Raw genomic sequence first — 22,205 nt, 5'->3', positions numbered from 1 at the left:
GCCCACTGCTTGGTCATATTCTGTATAGTTTGGCGACTTACAAAATACGACTGACAGCCTTTATATCGAAGAAATCATAATTTTAGACACGCTCTTAGTTTTTCAGACACTGCTTTAAAACACCGACTTACTTGAATCGACTATGACTACTACCGATTTATATGCATCTGAACTCGAAGAAGCCTACGAAAAAATAATGCAATCGGAACATGTCAGCGAAACGCATATTCCTCCTACTGGTCTTTCATTGGTCGCCTGGTACGCTGATCGAATCACTTTGCTCAATGGTTTACGCTTGTACGCCAGATTCCTGAGTTACCCCCTCGCTTTCAATGAGAAAAACGTTTCGCTTAAAAGCGAAGACTTTAATGGCTTACTCGCTACGGTTGCCCGGCGCCTGGAGCAAATAAAGTCAGAACCTCCCCTGTATGCTTATTGGAGAACAACTGAATTAGTTCAGCTGCCCAGAGAGGACGCAGATACCCCAAAGCTAATTAGCGAACACACCGATTATCTTCTAAAGCACAAAGAAGATTTAGACCTGGAAGATTATATCTACTCTCTTTCCCACCTCGGCAACTACTGTTTTGCCGCTATAAATAACCAGGTTCCTGGCTACCTGAAAATTGCGATGGATTTGGCTAAATATCAAATTGAAGGCAAGTACAGCACAGGGGTAAAGGGCGTTAAATGCTCATTACCAAGTCTCTTGTTCATTTCCATGATGATGATTATCCTGCTAAATGATAAGAAGCTTGATTGGACGAAAGTGAAGATGAAAGGTATTGAACCAAATGATAGCTTTACCTTAAAAGACTGGACCGAGGCCTTTATCAAAGCCTACAGGCTGAAGTTGCATAGTAGTCGCCGTATTAGTTGTATTGCACAATGTAGAATGCGGCGTGATTTTCATTTAGAAGACTTCGTCGGGGCTGCAAAGCAAATCCCGCTTATTGATGTGTCTGAAAACGACTTGATCAAACTGAGTACGCGCCGGATGGAGTTAATGATTCATGACGAGCTGATTCATGCAGGTAATAAGTTGAGTGCAAAGGCTGCTAATAAGTTGGGAACAAACCCACCTGCTCTGGTTAAAACCATGCGGGCCAACATAAATGACCTGGCGAAAAGAAAGGAAATCTACCTCTATCACGCTGACCATTTCATGCAATGGCTGGACGCATTCACGGATTTAAGGGAACTTCGAAGGCACTACGAGAACCGGCCTGACTCAGTAGAAAGAAGCCAGTATCTATGGGAAAAAAGAACGACAATTCTTGCTAAGTTGGGAGATTACCGACATATCTCTGGTGAATGGTTGAGGAAAAAACTGCAGTGTATTGATCAGTAGGGGCTGATTTTCACCAATTTTGTTGTGTAGGTTAATTAACTGACTTTTAGGTCTTTAGGTGGTGTTTTTTTGCTAAATCTACGAGTTTTTCATTGGGGCTTCCCGAAGTAAGCTTTTGTCACAATGTCTTTCAGCTGAACTTAGCTGTCGTTATGAAAGATGTAGATAGTCTTTTGCTTTTTGTCAGGTTCAGAAATAAGACTTCCCTATTACTCTCAGGAAATAAACCTTTTGCCTTTCGGGTAAGAATATTTTAGCCAGTGTCTGGCCATTCACGAATTCGTGAATCATTTTATGGTTTGTCCGTCAATCAGAAATGATTGACGGACCTTTTATTAAGGATTAAAGCGAATACATCGGTTACAAGGGCCCAGCCGTCTTCTTATTCCTCAAAATTCATCGGCGTAAAAACAGGTTAACCGCTTCCACCCGGTTAGCGACCTGCAAAACCCGGTAAATGGCGTGTACATGTTGCTTTACGGTCCCTTCGGTAAGCGCTAGCTGACTGGCAACTTCGCGGTTGGATTTTCCTTCCGCCAACAGGCTTAGAATATCGTTTTGCCGGGGCGTAAGCTGGTCGAGTGGGCGGGAGGCGTTGGTCGGGGTACGCAGACTGGTGAGGACTTTTTTTGCCATTTCCCGACTCATGGGGGCTCCTCCGGCCGCCAGTTCCCGAATCGCACGCATGGCACCGATGATGCCTTCCTTTTTAAGGATATAGCCATCGGCCCCGAAACGAAGCGCGTCGAAGAGCTTGTCTTCCGTATCGAATACGGTGAACATCAACACGGCCGTTGCGGGCAGCAGGTCCTTGCTGCGTACCATACACTCGATGCCGTTCATGCGGGGCAAACCGATGTCCATCAGAATTATATCGGGCCGGTCAGCGGCCAGTACGGAAAGGGCGTCTTCGGCGGAGTAATAAACGCCGGCCAGTGCCAGTTCGGCATCTCGATCAATGGCCCGGCCGATGCTGTCGGCGATTTCGCGGCGGTCTTCAACGATGGTGACTTTCTTCATTAGAATGGTTTTTGGGGCGACGGAGCCCTTCGGTAAGTTCAGGCGAGGCCGCAGGTGCAGGCAAGGGTAAAAGGAGCAAAGCCTAAAGCCATTAATCTGCTCTGGAAACGGGGACCAGCAGCGTCAACCGGGTTCCCCGCCCAGGGGTGGAATCTATGCTCAGCTCCCCCCCGATGGAGGTCGCTTTTTCCCGCATATTATCCAACCCATAGCCGCCGGTCGCGGTGGCGGAGACGGGCTCGTTAAAGCCCTTACCATTGTCGGACACGACGACGGTAAGCAGCTTGTTGTCTTGTTGGTAATGAACGTTCACTTCCGTGGCTTGTGCGTGCTTGGCCGTGTTGTGCCAGGCTTCTTTTATGATCAGGGTGAGGTTGCGTTTTTGCCGGCTGCTGAGCACGGTGTCTGGCGCATCAAGCTTTTCTTCGTAGTTGAAGCGGACCTGGTGGTCGGCAAAGAACTCTCCCCCGCTGCCCCGCAACTGTTCCCCGAGGTCTGCTACGGTACTGCGGCGGTTGTCGAGGGCAAAGATGATGTCCCGCACGTTCTGCAGGCTGTTGCGTGAAAGCTCGTTGATGCGGCTCAGCTCTCGCTCCGTGCCGGGTGATGCTTCCGTCAATAGCAACTCTTCGCTGAGGTACATGATGCTGGACAGCTGCCCGCCGAGATCGTCGTGCACTTCCCCCGCAATACGGTCCCGCTCCGCCGCCAGCCGCGCCTGCTGCTCCTGGATGCGGCGCTGCCGCTGCCGCTCCCGACTCAGCAGTATGGCGTAGCCGCTGCCGACTAATAAGATTAACCCCAACCCCGCCAGTAACTTAAACGTCAGTGTCTGCGTAAACGGCGGGCGAATGATCACCGCCAGCTCCCGTACACCCGACGGGAGTCCATTCTGATTAATGGCCGTCAACTGTAAGGTATAGTTCCCCGGCGGCAGATTCGGATAGCGGATGGTCGTGTTGAAATCCGTATAGGCTGCCTTCTCCTCATAGCCCTGCATCTGATAGCGAATGCCCGAGGCCGCCGAACGACCAAAACCCTTCGCTGCCACCTTGAACTTGAGCGTGTTGCGGAGGTAGTTCAATTCCAGCCGCTTCAGGTAATGGCTGGAGGTGTCGGATTGCAAGGGCTCTTCGTTGGTCCAGATTTTGGCGATGTAGGGGTCGCGGTGGTGTTTTTGCTGGAGGAGTTTTTCGGGCTGGAAGGCGACTACTCCGGCGTCGGTGGCCATCCAGATTTCTCCGTTGGGGAGGGTTATTGGAGGGGTGTTTTGAAATTGCTCGGAGAGTAACCCATCCCTTTTGCCAAAGTAGCTCAGGGAGCTGTCGCTAGGCCGGTAAGTTAGTAGCCCGTTCATAGTGCCTAACCAAAGATTTCCTTGATCGTCCTCAGTCATGGTTTGAATGCTCGGATTTACGATACGCCCAATCTTCAAGGGTATTTGTTGGTGGCCGGATCTATGCAGCAGGAATAAACCTTCGTTTCCTGCTGCATAGATCCAGCCATCCTGTATTTGCCGGGTACAGTATATTTCACCGATCCCTTTCGTCGTGTCTTTTATGGCATAGGTCTCATCAGCAGTCGAAATGTGTAAGAGAGCACTAGGCTGCCGGTTTACTATGAATTGCTGATCATCTAGCGGGAAAAAATTGCTGAAAAAATATGGACTAACTGCTCGGAGACTTGGAATAGGAAGTAAGTCCAGCTCACCGTTTTGAATATTAATGGACTGAATACCTGCTCTGGTAATGACCAACGGTGGTTTTTCGGTTTGCTCCATAAGCCGGTCAATGAAGTCTTCAGGAAATGAAAAGTACTCCCTGCCACCAGGAGTGATTAACCATAAATGACGGCTTCCCACTATGATCAAACTATCCCGAAACATTGCCAATGAACCCGTTTTGGGTAGTTTATGGTCGGGAACGCCAGCCAGTAGATTCGTCCAGCTGCCAGTTTGGGATTGCCGCCAAACCATTCCATCGTTTAAAAGCAAATACTTATTACCATCTTCATCCAGTCGCATCTCTCTTATTGGTGCCTTAATGGTTGGGACTGGGTTAAATATGTGAAGAGTGTCGCGTTTGATTCGTAGAATACCATCGTTGAGCTGAGTCGAAAGAAAATGACCGTTAAGGTCTTTTACTAACTGATCGGGAGCGCTCGCTTTTTTCCCTTCTTTATCAGCAAGAAGTTCTGTGATTTGACCCGATGGCAGGTCGATAAGAGCCACTCCCATGCCCGTAAAGGAGGCAAGTATGCGCCCGTCTTCGGTTTTCTCCAAACTGGAAACATCTACTTCCAGCTTATCCGAGAGAAAAGCTTCCGCTCTTAGGACGGGCTTGTTGAAATCCAATAGTTTTAGTCCTCTCCTTGTTCCTAGTAGAATAGAATCAGGTGATAGTTGCAGTGTACAAATTACCTCTTCTTGCGGGATTACTTCTTTTACTTCCGCCGGTGATTCACCAGGCCTTATCTCAATGAGCTCCATCGCGGCAAACATCCATCGTGAACCGCATATTCGATAAGCTTGCCCCCCAAGTGGGAAGACAGAATAATGTACGGCATTACTTGGCTCGCTTAATGGTCTGTGATTGCCCGAATGAACCTGATAAGCCCAAAGACGGTCTCCGGCTTTGAGCCAGAGTTCTTGTTCGTCATGATCAAAGTGAAAAGGCTGGTAGTCCGCCTTCAGTTGCAGACCGTTAGCTTCAATTGAATGACTGCTGACCTTCTCCGAAACAGGGTCATAGCAAAAGAATGAAGAAATGGCAGAGAACCAAAGTCTGCCAATATCGTCTTCGATCATTTTGCTCTGAATACTCTTGTCTTTGCTTATATGACCTTGATGATCTTTCAGGATCACTTCCTCGATACTTTCTCCAGTGAAGCGAAATAAACCCCGGGCACCACCAATCCAGTAAAATCCGTCCGTTGAGATGGACAGCCTATCCATGCGATCTGGTAAATAAGCAGGGTCAATTTCCAGCGGTGAAAGCTGATATTGACCCCATAAATCTGGCCACAACAGAAGAATGAAAAGGGCGCAGCCCGTTAAGCGTAAAAGGCGAAAATTTTGCAGCTTCATTTATACTAATAAGCAAATAATCAGCAGAATGATGGTTAAAGCTATACCGAGGCACCCTTTGTTGGCATTGTTGGAACTATCATTATTGGCAGGACTATTTACCGGTAATGTCCTTGGCCTATTCGTGAGAGTTACCGATTCTACTAAAATTGGTTCTGGATTGGCACCATTGAATCGTTGATAAAAAGATGAGCGGAAGGTCTTCATCAATGCCGGCTCGTTACTGCCCGTTTGTCGGGCCGCAATTGTCGCCACTTCATTGCTGTATTCCCAAATGGTCGGACAAGGGTATAAATGCGCTGAAATCGGAGGAGATTCACTCTCCTCCTCTACAGCATTTGCCGTGGCAGCCCCTCCTGCCACAAAAGCCACACTACCCTGCACAACCTCCTTTTCCCCTGCACTGCTTCCATCCTTCTTGTTTCGCGTAGCCGCGATGAAAGGCTCCGCCTTCAGCGTAAAGGGTGTCCGGCTTTCGGGTTGTCCAACGAGGATGGAAGTAGCTGAATCTTTCAGATTGACTTGCTCTAGCCGCATGGAAGGGTTATGCATCGTCTGGTAATCAAGCCGAGCGCCACTGAAGAACAGGTCGTTGTATACAGACGCTCCGTCGGCGAAAATAAAGTCGGCAAAATCCGCGAGGTGACCCCGTTGCAGCATGGCCAGGTCAGACCAGCGGAAGTATCCCTCCAGGTCGGCCATGGTCAGGTCTGGGGCGTCGAACATACCGGGCTCGGTGTGTGGAAAGGCGACGCCATAGGGTAGGGCAAACTCGTCAGTATTTACGGTAGAGCGCTGGTAAAAGATCTTCGGACGCAGCGTCACCATATCGCCGTTCGTGTGCTTAAGCGGAGTTTCGGGGAAAGTGGTGCTCGTGGCGGATAGAAACATATCCATCCGTTCCACCCGAATGTTGCGCACGAGTCGGGTGCCCTCATTTTTTGGAAATTTGAACACCCAACCAATCAATTGGGGAATAACAGGCTGCACTGGAACGGGATCGCCTTTGCATTCCGCCATGATCCGTTCCACTTCCTGATCTTTTTCTGCCTGCCGGTCTGACCGGAACCCGGCCATCAAGTCTCCGATATTATCAATGGTGAAGCCCGCCGTAATGGTGAGTTGTTCCATTTCCTGGTGCACCTCGGCGTAGGCGTCGTCGACCTTCCGCTCGCCAACCAGTCGATTGAAAACCAGTTTTTCGACGGTGTTTAGTTGGGCAAAGTAATCTTCTTTTTTGGGGAGTTCTTCTTGTGTCATAGTGTGTAATGGGTGGTGAGAGTAGTAAGTTAGGGGATTAATGAGGTAAGAACAAAAAGCACTTGCACCAAATCAATAATCCAAAGATCAGGTGCCTTCATCGTAAATGCCACTAACTAAAGTTACTACCATAGAAATGGTGGCTTACGGACCTTTGCCGTGAAGGAGATTTTTATGATCAACTTTTATTCATAGAAACCTCCTGCTATTGTCGGCTCTGCCAGGGCCGGGCACCTATAACTCTCTACCGGGTATCTCCTATCCGGCCCTATATCCCTTCTGCTCTCTCAAAAAACAAAGTCTCTCCAATCTAATCCCCCTGTTTTCGGAGGCCGCCCCCTGGGCGGCTTCTTTTGTTTGGGCGTTGGAGAAGTACGGATTTACAGACCAGTGCCTTTGATGGAAATCCATCTCAAGGCACTTACTTTTGCCCCCATGTATCGCAACCTCGTCATCAAAGTAGGCACCAACGTCCTCACCCGCCCGGACGGGCGGCTCGACGTCACCAACATCAGCCACCTCGTCGATCAGATCGCCGCGCTCAAGGCGGCGGGTATCTCCCTGGTCTTGGTTTCTTCCGGTGCGGTAGGTGCGGGGCGCGAGATCTTCACCGTTGATGAGCAGACCGAGGAGGTCGCCAGCCGGCAGGTCCTCTCCGCCATCGGCCAGGTACGACTGATGGAGCTCTACCGGCAACTGTTTGCGGGCCACAATCTGCTCTGCGCACAGGTGCTCGCCACGAAGGGCGACTTCCGCGATGACCTCCACGCCGACAACATGCTCAACTGCTTCCGGGCACTGCTGCACGATCAGATCGTGCCGGTCGTCAATGAAAACGACGTCGTGGCCGTCACCGAACTCATGTTTACGGACAACGATGAACTGGCCGGCCTCGCCGCCCGGATGCTGCAGGTCGATGCCCTCGTCATCCTCTCCAGCGTAGACGGCCTCTTCGACGGCCCGCCGGATGCCCCCGGCAGCCAACTCATCCCCCTCGTCAACGCAGCGGACGAATCCGTCCTGGATTTCATCCAGGACGAAAAGACCTCCTTCGGTCGCGGTGGTATGGCCACCAAAATCCGGATCGCCTCCCGCACCGCCCAAAACGGTATCCCGGTCATGCTTGGTAACGGTCGTACTCCTCACGTTCTCCTCTCCCTGTTGGAGGGCAAATGGCCAGGGACGGTGGTAACCAGTGGTAATGAGCGTTCTTAGGAGAGGGTGAAAATCGTATATCAAATATTGCCAATCACATATCGCATATCAACCTAATAATCCCCCGGCAACATCCAGGCCGCCCGCCGCAAACCCATGGCACCCCCAAAAAGCAGCGGGCTTTCGCCCGTTGTTCCGTCGGGGCGGATGGCCGCCCGATCTCCGACAATGTGCAGAGATGATTGGATCGGGCTGGCGCGTTTCCACCTTCTTTTGGGGAGTGGCCGACCACGTCCATCGGCGTAATAAAGAATGGATAAGACGCGGCCTTTCAGACCGACAATTTCTTTGTCGTCCGTTTCGGTTTCAACCAGATAATCGTTGAGGGTAAAGGGGCGGGCATCGTTGCCAATGACCTCATAAATGGCGTAGCCTTCCGCTTCCAGTCGGTCCTGAAAGAGGGAGCGGAGGAAATGGATGTTGGAGTTGTAATAAGCGCGTTCCCGGTTTTTGAGGTGCTTTTTACGCGCTTTCTCCGGATTATTTCCCTCATAGGGTTGCCAAAAGTAGGTGCCCAGCCGGTTGGTAGTGCCTGCTGTATAGTCGGTTCGAAATCGCTGAAGGTCCACAAAAAGTACGTAGCCAAGGTCGGGGAGGTCGATCTCCAGTGAGGCATTACTGGCGGCCGTCAGGTTGTTCGCTTTTTCGAAGAGCAGGGTAGTGCCATCGTCGGCCCAACGGGCATTTTTCAGGGTGGACGGAATTTTGCCGTCGGGGAAAAAACTCCGGGCGTTGCTGAGCCGCTTTCTGCGGTATTCCCGTTCAAAAAACAGCGCGTCTTCCCCCTTAATGGTTGCTCTGCGCCCCCAGTCATCGACGCCGAGAAAGAGGGCCCGAAACTCTTCCAGGTTCTTCAGCCGCTGGTTTTGGTCGGTTACTTCAACGGCGGCGACGGTTAGGGTAAGTGGGCGTAAGGCGAAGTGGACCGAAGAGCGGGCCTCCCTGAGTTGAATGCTTTTATTGCCGAAACTCAGGTGGCTGGCAATGAGCGTGGCGGGAAAGCGAAGGGAACTGGCTGGCAGGGTGAAGTGCCCCTCTTCGTTCGTTGTTTCACCGATGGTGGTGCCATCAAAATAGACCGTAGCAAAGGGGATGGGGGCTCCGGTCAGGCTGTCCGTTACCGTTCCGGAAACCTGCTGAGCGGCAAGGGAGAGGCTGGTCAGAAGCAGATAGAACAGGACTTGAGGAAAGCGGGACATCAGCACGTAATTGTAAAAGTATTACAATTGTAGTATTAATTTGTTCATTCACGTTTCTTGCGCGGCCGCAGGTGCAGGGTGGGGTTGGAAGCAGCAATGCGTTAGTCCCGGAAGGAGCCCATCGCCCGCTCTGCTCTTCCACCTTTTCTTTGCACCTGCGTCCGCGCCCCCGCTGAGCTGGTCGAAGTGCCGCCTACCTCATCAATACCATGTCGCCTCTGATGATGCGTATCTCTCCGTTACGCATCTCTACCTCGGCCAGCCAGACCAATACCTGCGGGTTCATGAGCTTCCCGTCATGTCGCCCGTCCCAGCCGAAGTTGGGGTCGTTGGGCTCAAAGTCGAAGGCGGCGTGCACCAGCTCGCCCCAACGGTCATAAATCAGGAACTGTCGGACACTACGGACGTCATCTCCACTCAGCGGGTAAACCACGTCGTTGAGGTTGTCTCCATTCGGTGAGAAGGCATTCGGAATGTAAATCTCGGGCCGGTAACGAACACCGATGTTCAGCCCGTCGCCGCCAACACAGCCGTTCAGATCGGCAATCTCCAGGTAAATATTCGTGGAGTCCGTCGGGCTAATAACTGCCTCCGGACAATTGATACAGTTGACGCCCTGCCAGATGAACGTATCCACTACAATGAACCCGTAGTCCGGATCGATCAAGAGGCTGTCTCCGGCATTCACAACAGTATCGAGGCCAAGGCTTACTTCCACCGCTCCCGGCTCGGTGATGGTCAGTTCCTGACGGAACTGGCAGCCATTAACGTCGTTGATCGCCAGTAAATAGGTGCCCGGCGGTAAGAAGTCAAACTGAGGGTCGTCCCGGTAATCAATGCCATTGATCGAATAGCGGTAGGGTGGGGTGCCACCCGTTACGACATCGAAACGAATACTGCCGTTATTTTCCCGGAAACACCGGCTGTCACTGGCCTGCAGAGCCGCTACAATCAGCTCAGGCTGATTGATGAAAATACTGTCAATGCCCACACAGCCAATCCCGTCCGTGACGGTAACCGAGTGCCAGCCGGACGATAGCTGCTCCGTGCCCCGGTCCCGGTCACCATTGCTCCAGCGGTAGTTAATGGGCGGGTAGGGGGAAGAAACGTCGCTCACCATCGCCGAGCCATCTTTGGCGCCGTTGCAGGTCAGGTCTGATCCATTAAAGTCTGAGGTCACCTCGATGGTGAAGGTCAGGTCCGGGCAGCCGGGGGGGATGACGCCCATACAGGGGACACAAACCTCTCCGTTACAGTCCAGAATGGTCTGCACATCGTTAATGGTTTCCGGGTTGTTATCGTCACATTCTACAACGGAGGTTGATCCGTTGTCACAGCTAATGGGCGTTCCGGCGCAGGGCACACAGACGGTTCCGTCGGCGTCGAGCACGGTTTCCTGGTCGTTTTCAGTACAGTCATCGCCGTCGTCACAATCGCGGACGGTGGTGGTGCCGTCGTCGCAGTCAGTCGGGGTTCCCATACAGGGGACACAGATTTCACCGTTGCAGTCCAGAATGGTTTGCACGTCGTTGATGGTCGAAGGATTATTGTCGTTACAGGCTACGACGGAAGTTGATCCGTTGCTACAGTCGATGGGCTCACCAGCGCAGGGCACGCAGACGGTTCCGTCGGCGTCGAGCACAGTTTCCTGGTCATTTTCAGTGCAGTCATCGCCGTCGTCACAATCGCGGACGGTGGTCGTGCCGTCGTCGCAACCTACGGGCGTACCCATACAGGGGACACAAATCTCACCGTTGCAGTCCAGAATGGTTTGCACATCATTGATGGTCGAGGGATTATTATCGTTACAGGCTACGACAGAAGTTGATCCGTTACTACAGTCGATGATCGTTCCAGCGCAGGGCACGCAGACGGTTCCGTCGGCGTCGAGCACAGTTTCCTGGTCATTTTCAGTGCAGTCATCGCCGTCGTCACAATCGCGGACGGTGGTCGTGCCGTCGTCGCAACCTACGGGCGTACCCATACAGGGGACACAAATCTCACCGTTGCAGTCCAGAATGGTCTGCACGTCATTGATGGTCGAGGGATTATTATCGTTACAGGCTACGACAGAAGTTGATCCGTTGCTACAGTCGATGATCGTTCCGGCGCAGGGCACGCAGACGGTTCCGTCGGCGTCGAGCACGGTTTCCTGGTCGTTTTCAGTACAGTCATCGCCGTCGTCACAATTGCGGACGGTAGTCGTGCCGTCGTCGCAACCTACGGGTGTACCCATACAGGGGACACAAATCTCACCGTTGCAATCCAGAATGGTCTGCACGTCATTGATGGTCGAGGGATTATTATCGTTACAGGCTACGACGGAAGTTGATCCGTTGCTACAGTCGATGATCGTTCCGGCGCAGGGCACGCAGACGGTTCCGTCGGCGTCGAGCACGGTTTCCTGGTCATTTTCAGTACAGTCATCGCCGTCGTCACAATCGCGGACGGTGGTCGTGCCGTCGTCGCAACCTACGGGAGTACCCATACAGGGGACACAAACCTCACCGTTGCAGTCCAGAATGGTCTGCACGTCATTGATGGTCGAGGGATTATTGTCGTTACAGGCTACGACGGAAGTTGATCCGTTGCTACAGTCTATGATCGTTCCGGCGCAGGGCACACAGACGGTTCCGTCGGCGTCGAGCACGGTTTCCTGGTCGTTTTCAGTACAGTCGTCGCCGTCGTCGCAATCGCGGACGGTGGTCGTGCCCGTGTCACAGTCGGTAATGATACCCATACAGGGTACACAGATTTCTCCATTGCAGTCGAGTACGGTTTGTACATCGTTGATGGTGGAGGGGTTGCCATCGTCGCAGGCTTCAATGGAGGTTGATCCGTTGCTACAATCAATGGGCTCTCCGGCACAAGGGACGCAAATCTCACCATTACAGTCCAGTACAGTTTGTACGTCATTAATGGTACAATCATCATTGTCGTTACAGGGGCGTACTGTGGTCGGACCATCATCACAGTCAATCGGAGTTCCCATACAAGGGACACAAATTTCCTGGTTGCAATCCAATATGGTTTGCCGGTCGTTGATGGTACAGGGGTTACCATCATCGCAGTCCACAACGGAAGTTGTTCCGTTATCGCAGTCAATGGGCTCACCTGCGCAGGGGATACAGATAGTTCCGTCAGCAACGAGTACGGTTTGTACGTCATCAGAGGTGCAGTCATCTCCATCATCACAGGGGCGAACTTCCTGTGTTCCGGTCGCGCAATCCGCGGCTACACCCGCACAGGGGATACAGACCGTATTGTCACAATCAGATACACCTTCCACGTCATCGATGGTGGCGGGGTTGCCGTCATCACAGGGTCTCATACTAATGGGCGCATCGTCACAATCGGCGGGCACACCCCGGCAGGGGATACAAATGCTTCCGTCACATTCCAAAATGGTTTGCACGTCGTTGATGGTACATGGATTATTGTCGTTACAGTCGACCACCCTGCTCGGTCCGTCAAAACATTCCACAGGTTCACCCATGCAGGGTTCACAGATTTGCCCGTTACAATCCAGAATGGTCCACATGTCGTTGATGGTACAAGGGTCGCCGTCGTCACAGGGCTCCCGGAAAGTGAGCCCGTCGTCGCAGTCCTGCGGTGTCCCCTGGCAGGGGATACAGATGCTGTTGTCACAGGCAAGTACGGTCTGAACGTCATCAATGGTACAATTGTCGCCGTCGTCACAGGGGACCAGGTTAACCGCTCCGTTATCACAATCCTGCGGTTCGCCGGCGCAGGGAATACAGACGCTGTTGTCGCAGTCCAGAATAGTCTCTACGTCATTAGCCGTACAGGGGTTGTTATCGTCACAGGCCCTGACGGTGGTCGGGCCGCTGTCACAATCAATGGGCACCCCTTCACAGGGGATGCAAACAGCACCATTGACGATATCAATCACGGTCTCTTCATCGTCAATGGTACAGGGGTTACCATCATCACAGGGGCGTACGATTGTCGGTCCTGTTTCACAAGTAGGAACCTCCCCCATACACGGAATACAGATATCTCCTCCGCAATCTAAAACCGTTTGCATGTCATTGATGGTGTTCGGGTTGCCATCATCACAGGGTTCTACGGAGGTAGTACCGTTGGAACAATCAACGGGTACGCCCATGCAGGGCGTACAGGCCGAGCCGTCACAGTCCAGCACTTCTTGCATGTCATTGGTGGTACAGGGGTCGCCGTCATCACAAGACCGGATGGAGGTGGTACCGGTATCACAATCAATGGGGGTGCCCATACAGGGTACACAGACGGAATTGTCACAGTCGAGAACTTCCTCCATATCGTTGATGGTACAGGGGTTGTTGTCATTACAGGCCCTGACGGTGGTTGCTCCGGTGTCGCAGTCGATGGGGGTGCCCATACAAGGCACGCAGACGGAGTTGTCACAGTCAAGGACTTCCTCCATATCATTGATGGTACAGGGGTTGTTATCGTCACAGGCCCTGACGGTGGTCGGGCCGCTGTCACAATCAATGGGGGTGCCCATACAGGGCTCGCAGACGGAGTTGTCACAGTCAAGGACTTCCTCCATATCATTGATGGTACAGGGGTCGTTATCGTCACAGGCCCTGACGGTGGTTGCTCCGGTATCGCAGTCGATGGGCGTACCCATGCAGGGGACGCAGACGGAGTTGTCACAGTCAAGGACTTCCTCCATATCGTTGATGGTGCAGGGGTTGTTGTCGTCACAAGCTCTCACGGTGGTTGGGCCGCTAGCACAATCAATGGGGGTGCCCATACAGGGCATACAGACGGAGTTGTCACAATCGAGAATTTCCTCCATATCATTGATGGTACAGGGGTCATTGTCGTCACAGGCTCTGACGGTGGTCGGGCCACTGTCACAATCGATGGGGGTACCAGCACAGGGTACACATATATGGTCATCGCATTCATCCAGCGTCTCCACATCATTAATGGTACAGGGGTCTCCGTCGTCACAGGGGACATCTCTGGTATCCGAACAATCAGGCACGCAGTTCTCAATACACACAATGTCTCCCAGCCAGCCAGCGCCGTTCCCGGCTCCGTCCGATTCAAAAAGAACGAGCAGGCAACCCCGGGGATGATCAGAGACGATAGTTGTTGGCAGACTATTACCACACAAGACAGCCAGGGGCGTGCCCGTAGCCTCCAGTCCGCTATAGATGGTTAACTGATCACTACAATCAACGTCAAACTCCGTAAATTCGATAGTAACGACTTCTCCTTCAAAATCCGGGCAGATTTCATAAAAGTAATTCCGGTCATTATTGTAGTCCTCATCCGGTCCGGCTGCGTCAGTGAATACATCTCCGCAACCTACGGGCTCGGGGTCGTCGGCGCAGACCAGATAATCCCCGCCCTCGTTCCAGGTCATCTCGAAGCCGGTGTTGTTATTGTCGTAGTTATCGATCATCAGCCAGTACCCTTCGCCGGCGTTAACCGTCAGTTCCCGTACAAGAGAATTGCCGCCGGCACCTTCCGTAGCGTCATTAGCACTGGTGGAAAGACCGGTTGCTCCCGTGCCAAATGCTCCCGATGCAGCCCAGGAGCAGCGGATGGGGTTGCCCAGGTTACTACAGTCGCGTGTGGCCGCTTGCGTGGTCGGGCCCCAGACGGCGAAGTCGTAGTCCTGGCTTTGGCCGGCATTAGGTGTAATGAGAAAGGTGAGCTCCGTATTGGGCGGTGTCCGGCTGTTCATCTCGAAGTAGTACCAGGCGGAGAGATGCTCTCCTCCGGAAATGCAACCCCGGTTGATGCCACTGCCACTGGCAAAATCATCAACTCCGGCTCCGGTCGGGTTGTAATCAATGGCCTGCCCGTCACAGATGATGCCGGCATCGGAGCAATCGAGTCCTTGCCCGGACAGCACCGGCGCGCTAAGGATCAAAAGCGTGATCAGAAGCTGGCGAACGGTGGTGGATGTGTGAAAAAATACCTGAGTGATAGATAGGAGCGACATGGACGAGTAGTGAAATTTACCCGGGTCTGAGGTGTAACAGACGGTAAGATAGAAAGTATTCGGGCGAGTTTGTCAGGGATGCAGAGTTTGCTTTCCCGACGACAAATTATCTGAGCAGGAGCTGGCGCGGACGCAGGTGCAAGGGAAAAACGAAAAAGCAGAGAGGGCCCCAAACACAGCTGTTTAGTTGCTCCCTTTGCACCTGCGTCCGCGCCAGACCCAACAAAGTGTTCTTGTCGTCATCTCTATACCGAATACAGAACAAGGCAGCGGCTACCTGCCAGAATGTCTTTCCCCAAAGTGGCACGACTATTGCTAAATTTAAATTCTGCGTATATTTGCAGCCATTTCATCAAAAGCGGGTCTGGGAGGCTCCGCCTAGATGAAGACTGGTATCAACATAAAGCCCTCTTCGGGGGGCTTTTGTATTGTAACCCGGTCACTTCTTCACCCTTTTTCAAAAGTGGTGGTCCGTCCCCAGAAATGGTTATGGCGGATCCCGCAATTTAACCAGGGGTTGTCCTTTTAACTATCAGTACGGGCAATCCTTAAATTATTTCACTATGCAAGGCAAGGGAATTATCAAATTCTTCCTTGTGGTTATGCTGATCGTTACTGCACTGCAGTACCTCTACATTCTGCCGACGAACGCCGTCGAAAACGATGCTGAGGACTATGCACAGGAGCAATCAGGAGAAACCGAAGGCGAGGAGTACCGCGCGATGCGCGCGGTCTACCTGGACAGCATCTCTGACCAGGAAATCCTCAAAATTCCGCTCTTCAGCGGCTTTACTTACCAGGACTTAAAGTCCCGTCAACTTAACCTTGGTCTTGACCTCAAAGGCGGTATGTCCGTCGTACTTCAGGTCGACCTCAGAGAGTTCTTACGAGCGCTTGCCCGAAATACCAAGGACCCCACTTTTGAAGAAGCGATTACCAAAGCCTCCCAAGCTCAGAAAAACGCTCAGGCCGATTACATCTCACTCTTTGCCGATGCCTGGCAGGAAGTACGTGGTGATCAAACCCTGGCCCCAATCTTCAGCCGTAATGACGCTATCCGTGACCAGATTCCCGTAGGAACCTCTGACGCAGAAGTCATTCGTGTACTCCGTGAAAAGGCCGACGAAACCGTTAGCCTTACTTACGATCTGCTCAAAAAGCGGATTGACCAACTGGGCGTTGTCCAGCCTAATGTAAGCCTCGACGCTGACCGCGACCTCATCCTGGTAGAACTACCCGGTATTGAGAACGCTGCCCGTGCCCGTAACTTCCTGCAAGCTGCTGCCAACCTTGAGTTCTTCGATGTAATGCGTATTGATAACAGTATGATCAACAGCCTCATTCAGGCCGATCAGCTGCTCGATCGCCGTCAGAAGATCGCCGCCGGTCGTGACAGTAACTTCGTGGAAGCCAAGACCTGGCGCGTGGATACCCTTTACGCACAGGACAGCCTCGGCAACCTGACCACTGAAATCGCCAGCATTGACTCCGTTGAAGTAACCAACCAAACGGCTGGCCCACTCTTCAGCCTCTTCTCACCTAACAATGGCAGCTATGGCCCGGCTATCCTTGGTATCGCTACCAAGAATAACCTGGACACGGTTTCTACGCTGTTGGCTGACGAAGAAATCGCGCGTCTCTTCCCCCGCAACGCTATCTTCCGCTGGGAAGAAAGCCCCCTGCCGGCGGATGAACTGGGTAACCCCAGTGACATCTACGCGCTCTACGTGCTGGAAATGCCGCGTGATGGCAAGGCACCCCTTACCGGTGAGTACGTTACCACTGCCAGCTCCGGCCCACAGCCCGACGGGCAGATTGCCGTAAACCTCAGCATGAACTCCGAAGGTGCCCGCATCTGGGCCCGCATGACAACGGACGCCGCAAACGACCAGAACCGTCAGGTAGCTATCCTGCTTGATGATCGTGTTGTTTCTGCTCCACGTGTGAACGGACCCATCCCCGGCGGTAACACCGCCATCACGGGTGGTTTCAACGTTCAGGAAGCTACTGACCTGGCGAATATTCTTCAGGTAGGTCGCCTTCCCGCTCGTACGGAGATCATTCAGGAAAGCGTTGTTGGCCCGAGCCTCGGTGCTTCTAACATTAACAGCTCCAAGATCGCCCTCGGGGTAGGTTTCCTGCTCGTACTGGTCTTCATGTTGTTCTACTATGGTGGTGCTGGTATCGTATCCATCATTGCACTGTTGCTCAACCTGATTTTCATCTTCGGTGCACTGGCCGGACTGGGAACGGTACTTACCCTTCCCGGTATCGCCGGTATCCTGCTGACGGTAGGTATGGCCGTTGACGCCAACGTAATCATCTACGAACGTATTCGGGAAGAATTACGCTCCGGTAAGACGATGGCCAACGCCATTCAGGACGGTTTCAGTAACTCTTACTCTGCCATCATTGATGCCAACGTAACCACACTCCTCGTAGCGGGCGTGCTGGCTTACTTCGGCCTTGGCCCCATCAAGGGCTTCGCGGTTGTATTGATCGTTGGTGTACTCGCTTCCGTCTTCACTGCCGTACTCGTTGGTCGTTTGATCATCGATTGGTGGATGGGCCGTGGTGGTAACATGAGCTTCTGGACGGCTGCGTCCAAGAACATGTTTGCTAATATCAACATCGACTGGATGGGCAAGCGTAAGATCACTTACGGGATCTCTGCTCTGCTGGTACTCGCTTCTCTGGCGTCCATCTTTACCCGTGGCTTCGACCTGGGTGTGGATTTCAAAGGAGGTTACAGCTACCTGGTACAGTTTGACCAGGAAGTTGACTCCGAGGCGCTGCGCGCTGCGCTGACCGAACCCTTCGGTGGTGAGCCAACCATCAAGGCCGTTGACGGACAGAATACCTTCAACGTGGTGACGAACTACCTCGTTGATGAGACCGGTCAGATCGAAGGCCGTGAAGCACAGGAAGTAGTGCTGGAAGCACTGTACACCGGTGTGAAAACGGTTGTCGGAGACAACAGCCTCACCCTGAAGCAATTCGGTAATACGGAAGCCGGTGACGGTACCCACATTACCAGTGTCAGCAAGGTAGGACCGACGATTGCGGACGATATCAAGCGTTCTGCCCTCTGGGCCGGAGGCATTGGTCTTCTCCTGATCTTCCTCTACCTCCTGCTTCGCTTTAACAAGTGGCAGTACTCCGCAGGTGCCGTTGCGGCACTTTTCCATGACTCCATCATTGTTATGGGTGTCTTCTCTCTGTTCTGGGGCCGCCTTGGCTTCAACATGGAAGTGGATCAGGCCTTCATCGCCGCCATCCTGACGGTGATCGGTTACTCCATTAACGATACGGTAGTTGTATTTGACCGTATCCGTGAGTTCCTCAATACTTACGTTAGCCGCGGTAAGACCGAGGTTATCAACTCTGCTATCAGCAGCACGGTTTCCCGTACGGTAATTACCTCCCTGACTACCCTGATCGTGGTACTCGTTCTCTTCCTCTTCGGTGGAGCGAGCATCAGAGGCTTCGCCTTTGCCCTGATCGTGGGTATCCTCGTAGGTACTTACTCTTCTATCTTCATTGCTACTCCGATCGTCCATGACCTTACGGACGAACTGGAAGCCAAGAAGGTGGAGGCCGTTGGTACCCCCGCTAAAGCCAAGGTGTAATAAGGTTTCCTCCCAAACCTTTTACTCCGGTAAAAGAACGCGTGAATCGACTTCGGTTGGTTCACGCGTTTTTGTTTGGGGCGACGGCGCGCGGGTGCAAGGGGGAGGTTGAGCAGCAGAGTAAATCGCTAATCCAAAATCAAGAGCACGAAGTACTGCGCCGCAAATCGAGAATCAAGAATCTTACAGCCATTCCGGTGCCAAAGCGATTTCCTGCACTTGCTGCGCATCATGCAGAAATATACCCGTTACTCCTTCGGCCATAATGCTCCGGATACGCTCCATGCTGGCGTGTGCCTGTTCGCGGTTAGTCATGCCGCCGGGTAAGATGTTTTCGGCCATGTTGCGGCGGTCATCGACGACGTCGCCGACGAGGAGAAAACGGCGGCCATCCTTTAGGGTGAGTAAGGGGGATTGGTGGCCCGGCGAATGGCCGGGCGTAAACACCAACTCCAACCCCGGAAAGAGAATAGTATCTCCGTCAAGCAACTTCAGCCGTTCGGCGGGAACCGCAAACTCTTCCGGGATGTAGCCATTGGCGGGAGATTGCTGGCGGGCGTAGTCGTAGTCCGCCCGCTGAATGTAAACCGTTGCGTTAGGAAAGCTCATCGTATGCCCGGTATGATCGGCGTGCAGGTGCGTTTGGATGAGGTGGGAGATGTCGGCAGGGCTAATACCCATGTCCGCCAACTGTGACATGATCTCGTGCTGAGGCGCAACCAGCGGGGTCGGGTAGCCCGCCCGCTGCGGAAAGTACCGCTGCCGGAGACCGGAATCCCGGAGCTTATGCTCATCTAACCCTCCTTCAACAATGATGTAGCCCTCATCAGTATCCATCAGATATGCACAAACCGGAACGGCGTGCCAAAACCGGTCTCCGCCACCGTCATAAGAAACGGAGTGAGGAATAAATTCGTAGCCGCAAAGAATGACGGCAAGGCGATTGATGATGGACATAAGCAGATGATAAACTCGAAGTTGGAGTGATAACTATTGGTAACTTGAAAGATTAGTATTTATTTCCGGCACCCCGCACCCCGCACCCCGCACCCGGCACCCGGCACCCGGCACCCCGCACCCGGCACCCGACTAAGCCCCCCACCGCCCAATATCCACCTCCGCCGGAATCGCCTTCCCTTCCAGCAAATGCTCCACCAGCCAGCGGGACCCGAGTGGTGCCAGAGAGGCTCCCTTTGTTCCCAGGCCATTCAGGATGGCGAGCCGGGGTTCTTCGGGGTGTACGCCGATAAACAGGCGACGGTCACGAACGGTGGGGCGGACGGCAGCCCGGTGATCTATGATCTCATACGGGACTTTGAGCACTTCTGCGAGACGATCTTCGAGATATTGCCGATTATGGGGAGTTGGGGAATCATCGTCGAATCGATTTTCGCTGGTGGCCCCGACCCAGTACGTATCGTCCGCCAGCGGAACGAGGAAGACGCGGTGCTTGAACATCCGGTCGAGCAGCGGAGCCTTGGTCTTCACGATCAGAACTTCCCCCTTGTTGCCGCCGTGCGGGAGGTGAGCGAACCAGGGGTTGAAACGCGCGCGCCAGCCTTCGCAGCAGATGATTTGATCGTACTCCGGACCTCGAAGCGTCCCGGAGGGACCTTCGAGCGTCCGGGGGAGACCTTCGGGCGTCCGGGGTGGGTGGGAAGCAGGGAACGCTCGAAGGTCCTTCCGCTCGTTCCTCGCTTCAGGACGCTTCGAGGTTCCCAAAAGTGTCTCAATCCTGGCGTAATCAAATTCTTCCGCCAGGAACCGTCCCTCCGCCACGATTTTTTCCCGGAACGCCGCCACCATCGTCCCAACGTCTACCCGCGCTGCGTGGCGCACGCCGGCGTAAGCAAAGACCGGCTCCGTCAGTTCCGGAATTCCGCCGGGGTCCGGCTGATCCTCCATGTATTCCCGATAGCCAGGGTCGCCGGAGCGCACCTCCCAATCGTTACGATCACCCCGGTTGTAGAGTGTGCGTATCAGGGGCATTTCGTGCCAGAACCGGACACCGAGCAGGCTTTCTAACTCAGTGTATACTGCCTTGGCTTCGGGAATCAACTCGTCAATCCGCCAGCTTTTGACAAAGCGTCGGCCGGTGATGGGGTTGACGATGCCGGCGGCAACGGCGCTGGCGGCCATTTGCTCCGGGGCGTCGACGTAGTGAACGTCGTGCCCGGCCCGTTCGAGGCGGTAGCCGGTGAGGGTGCCCGCGAGGCCCTGTCCGATGATGAGAAAACGCATGGCGCTAAGGTACGTCCGCTGGTCTGCGTATCTTCGCGACCTATGAAAAAAGTAGTTCTCCTTAAAGGGCGTGATGGCGCGCTCCGCCGCCGTAACCCCTGGGTGTTTTCCGGTGCGATCTCCCGCGAAGATGACGGTATTGAAGACGGTGAAATTGTTGCCGTGGAGGCCGTCAACGGAGAGCGGCTTGGCATCGGGCACTACCAGCACGGTGGTATCCGGGTGCGGGTGTTGCACTTCGGAGAAGAGGAGTTGCCGATCAGTGAAATACTGCGAGAGCGACTAGCCAGCGCGCTGGATCTGCGAGCGCAGTTGGGCCTTACGGCAGATCCCCTGACCAACGCTTACCGGCTGGTGCACGCCGCCGGCGACGGGCTGCCGGGCCTGATCGTGGATCGCTACGCCTCCCTTGTTGTCGTACAGTGCCACAGCGTGGGGATGCATCTGTTGAAAGATGATATTGCCACTGCTATCGGAGAATTGATGGGGGACGAAATATCTACCATTTACGATAAATCAGCTAACGTCCTCCCTGAACGCCATCCGGCGGAGAACGGTGTCTTACTGGGGGAAGAAATCACGGAAGTCGTTGTGCTGGAGAACGGTCGCCGCTTCCGCGTAGACGTGGCCGGTGGGCAAAAGACAGGCTTTTTCCTCGATCAGCGGGATAATCGCTGGTTGTTGGGCAGCTACGCGAAGGGGAAAAGCGTGCTGAATACCTTCTGTTACACGGGCGGCTTTTCCGTGTACGCCCTTTTGGGCGACGCAGCGCAGGTGCAGAGTGTGGACCTGAGTGGCAGTGCCATTGAACTCACCACCGACAATGTCTCCCGCAACGGCGATGATGCCTTCGCTGCCCGCCACGAAGCCCATGCCGCTGACGTGATGGAGTGGCTCAAGGAGCACGCCGAAGACGATGCTTATGACATTGTCGTCGTCGATCCGCCCGCCTTCGCCAAGAATAAGCACAAGCGGCATAAAGCCGTTCAGGCCTATAAACGACTCAATGCCCGGGCGATGAAGGCTATCAAGCCCGGAGGGCTGCTCTTTACCTTCAGCTGTAGCCGGGTAGTCGAACGACAGCTCTTCTACGACACCATCGTTGCTGCTGGCCTGGAGGCCGGGCGGGAGTGTCGCGTCCTGCATCATCTGAGCCAGGGCGCGGATCATCCCGTGAATCTCTATCATCAGGAGGGGGAATACCTGAAGGGGCTGGTGGTTAGGGTGGGGTAGGTAGGGC

The 22,205-nt window shown here is 53.6% G+C and carries 11 protein-coding genes; 4 read left to right on the top strand and 7 right to left on the bottom strand.

Annotated elements, in window-relative coordinates:
• The first annotated feature begins 142 nt into the window (after positions 1-142).
• Positions 143-1,351 carry a hypothetical protein gene (locus BM123_RS18995; protein WP_090171845.1) on the top strand — a complete coding sequence of 403 codons (1,209 nt, stop codon included), beginning with the start codon at positions 143-145 and terminating at the stop codon, positions 1,349-1,351.
• Between the two features lie 396 nt (positions 1,352-1,747).
• On the opposite strand, the gene BM123_RS18990 is transcribed toward BM123_RS18995, so the two are convergent.
• The 3 genes from BM123_RS18990 to BM123_RS18980 form a co-directional block, all read right to left on the bottom strand.
• Positions 1,748-2,371 (bottom strand): response regulator, encoded by a 624-nt coding sequence (locus BM123_RS18990; RefSeq protein ID WP_090171844.1) that lies wholly within the window; start codon positions 2,369-2,371, stop codon positions 1,748-1,750.
• A gap of 91 nt (positions 2,372-2,462) precedes the next feature.
• The gene (locus BM123_RS18985) at positions 2,463-5,324 is read right to left on the bottom strand and encodes a sensor histidine kinase (protein WP_175489464.1); all 2,862 of its coding nucleotides are present in this window, start codon (positions 5,322-5,324) and stop codon (positions 2,463-2,465) included.
• A gap of 132 nt (positions 5,325-5,456) precedes the next feature.
• Positions 5,457-6,716 (bottom strand): hypothetical protein, encoded by a 1,260-nt coding sequence (locus tag BM123_RS18980; RefSeq protein WP_090171840.1) that lies wholly within the window; start codon positions 6,714-6,716, stop codon positions 5,457-5,459.
• A 399-nt stretch (positions 6,717-7,115) separates the two neighbouring features.
• On the opposite strand from BM123_RS18980, the gene proB reads away from it, so the two are divergent.
• A complete protein-coding gene (proB, locus tag BM123_RS18975; RefSeq protein WP_245748621.1) occupies positions 7,116-7,931 on the top strand; it encodes a glutamate 5-kinase in 816 nt (271 codons plus the stop codon).
• Between the two features lie 53 nt (positions 7,932-7,984).
• On the opposite strand, the gene BM123_RS18970 is transcribed toward proB, so the two are convergent.
• Positions 7,985-9,130, bottom strand: coding sequence for a carboxypeptidase-like regulatory domain-containing protein (locus BM123_RS18970; RefSeq protein ID WP_139211956.1), 1,146 nt, complete (start codon positions 9,128-9,130; stop codon positions 7,985-7,987).
• A gap of 193 nt (positions 9,131-9,323) precedes the next feature.
• Positions 9,324-15,095 (bottom strand): T9SS type B sorting domain-containing protein, encoded by a 5,772-nt coding sequence (locus BM123_RS18965; RefSeq protein WP_090171836.1) that lies wholly within the window; start codon positions 15,093-15,095, stop codon positions 9,324-9,326.
• A gap of 563 nt (positions 15,096-15,658) precedes the next feature.
• Here BM123_RS18965 and secDF point away from each other — a divergent pair.
• The gene (gene secDF, locus BM123_RS18960; protein ID WP_090171834.1) at positions 15,659-18,724 is read left to right on the top strand and encodes a protein translocase subunit SecDF; all 3,066 of its coding nucleotides are present in this window, start codon (positions 15,659-15,661) and stop codon (positions 18,722-18,724) included.
• A 183-nt stretch (positions 18,725-18,907) separates the two neighbouring features.
• Here secDF and BM123_RS18955 read toward each other — a convergent pair whose 3' ends face one another.
• Together BM123_RS18955 and BM123_RS18950 are read right to left on the bottom strand one after the other, a co-directional pair.
• Entirely contained in the window at positions 18,908-19,681 is a 774-nt protein-coding gene (locus BM123_RS18955) for an N-acyl homoserine lactonase family protein (RefSeq protein ID WP_090171832.1), read from the bottom strand.
• A 132-nt stretch (positions 19,682-19,813) separates the two neighbouring features.
• Positions 19,814-20,965, bottom strand: coding sequence for an NAD(P)/FAD-dependent oxidoreductase (locus tag BM123_RS18950; protein WP_090171830.1), 1,152 nt, complete (start codon positions 20,963-20,965; stop codon positions 19,814-19,816).
• Between the two features lie 42 nt (positions 20,966-21,007).
• On the opposite strand from BM123_RS18950, the gene BM123_RS18945 reads away from it, so the two are divergent.
• Complete coding sequence (locus BM123_RS18945; protein WP_090171827.1) at positions 21,008-22,198, top strand: class I SAM-dependent rRNA methyltransferase; 1,191 nt, start codon at positions 21,008-21,010, stop codon at positions 22,196-22,198.
• The last annotated feature ends 7 nt before the right edge of the window (positions 22,199-22,205 follow it).

The organism is Neolewinella agarilytica, from assembly GCF_900110645.1.
Classification (GTDB): Bacteria; Bacteroidota; Bacteroidia; order Chitinophagales; family Saprospiraceae; genus Neolewinella; species Neolewinella agarilytica.
This window is presented reverse-complemented; position numbering and strand designations above follow the sequence as displayed.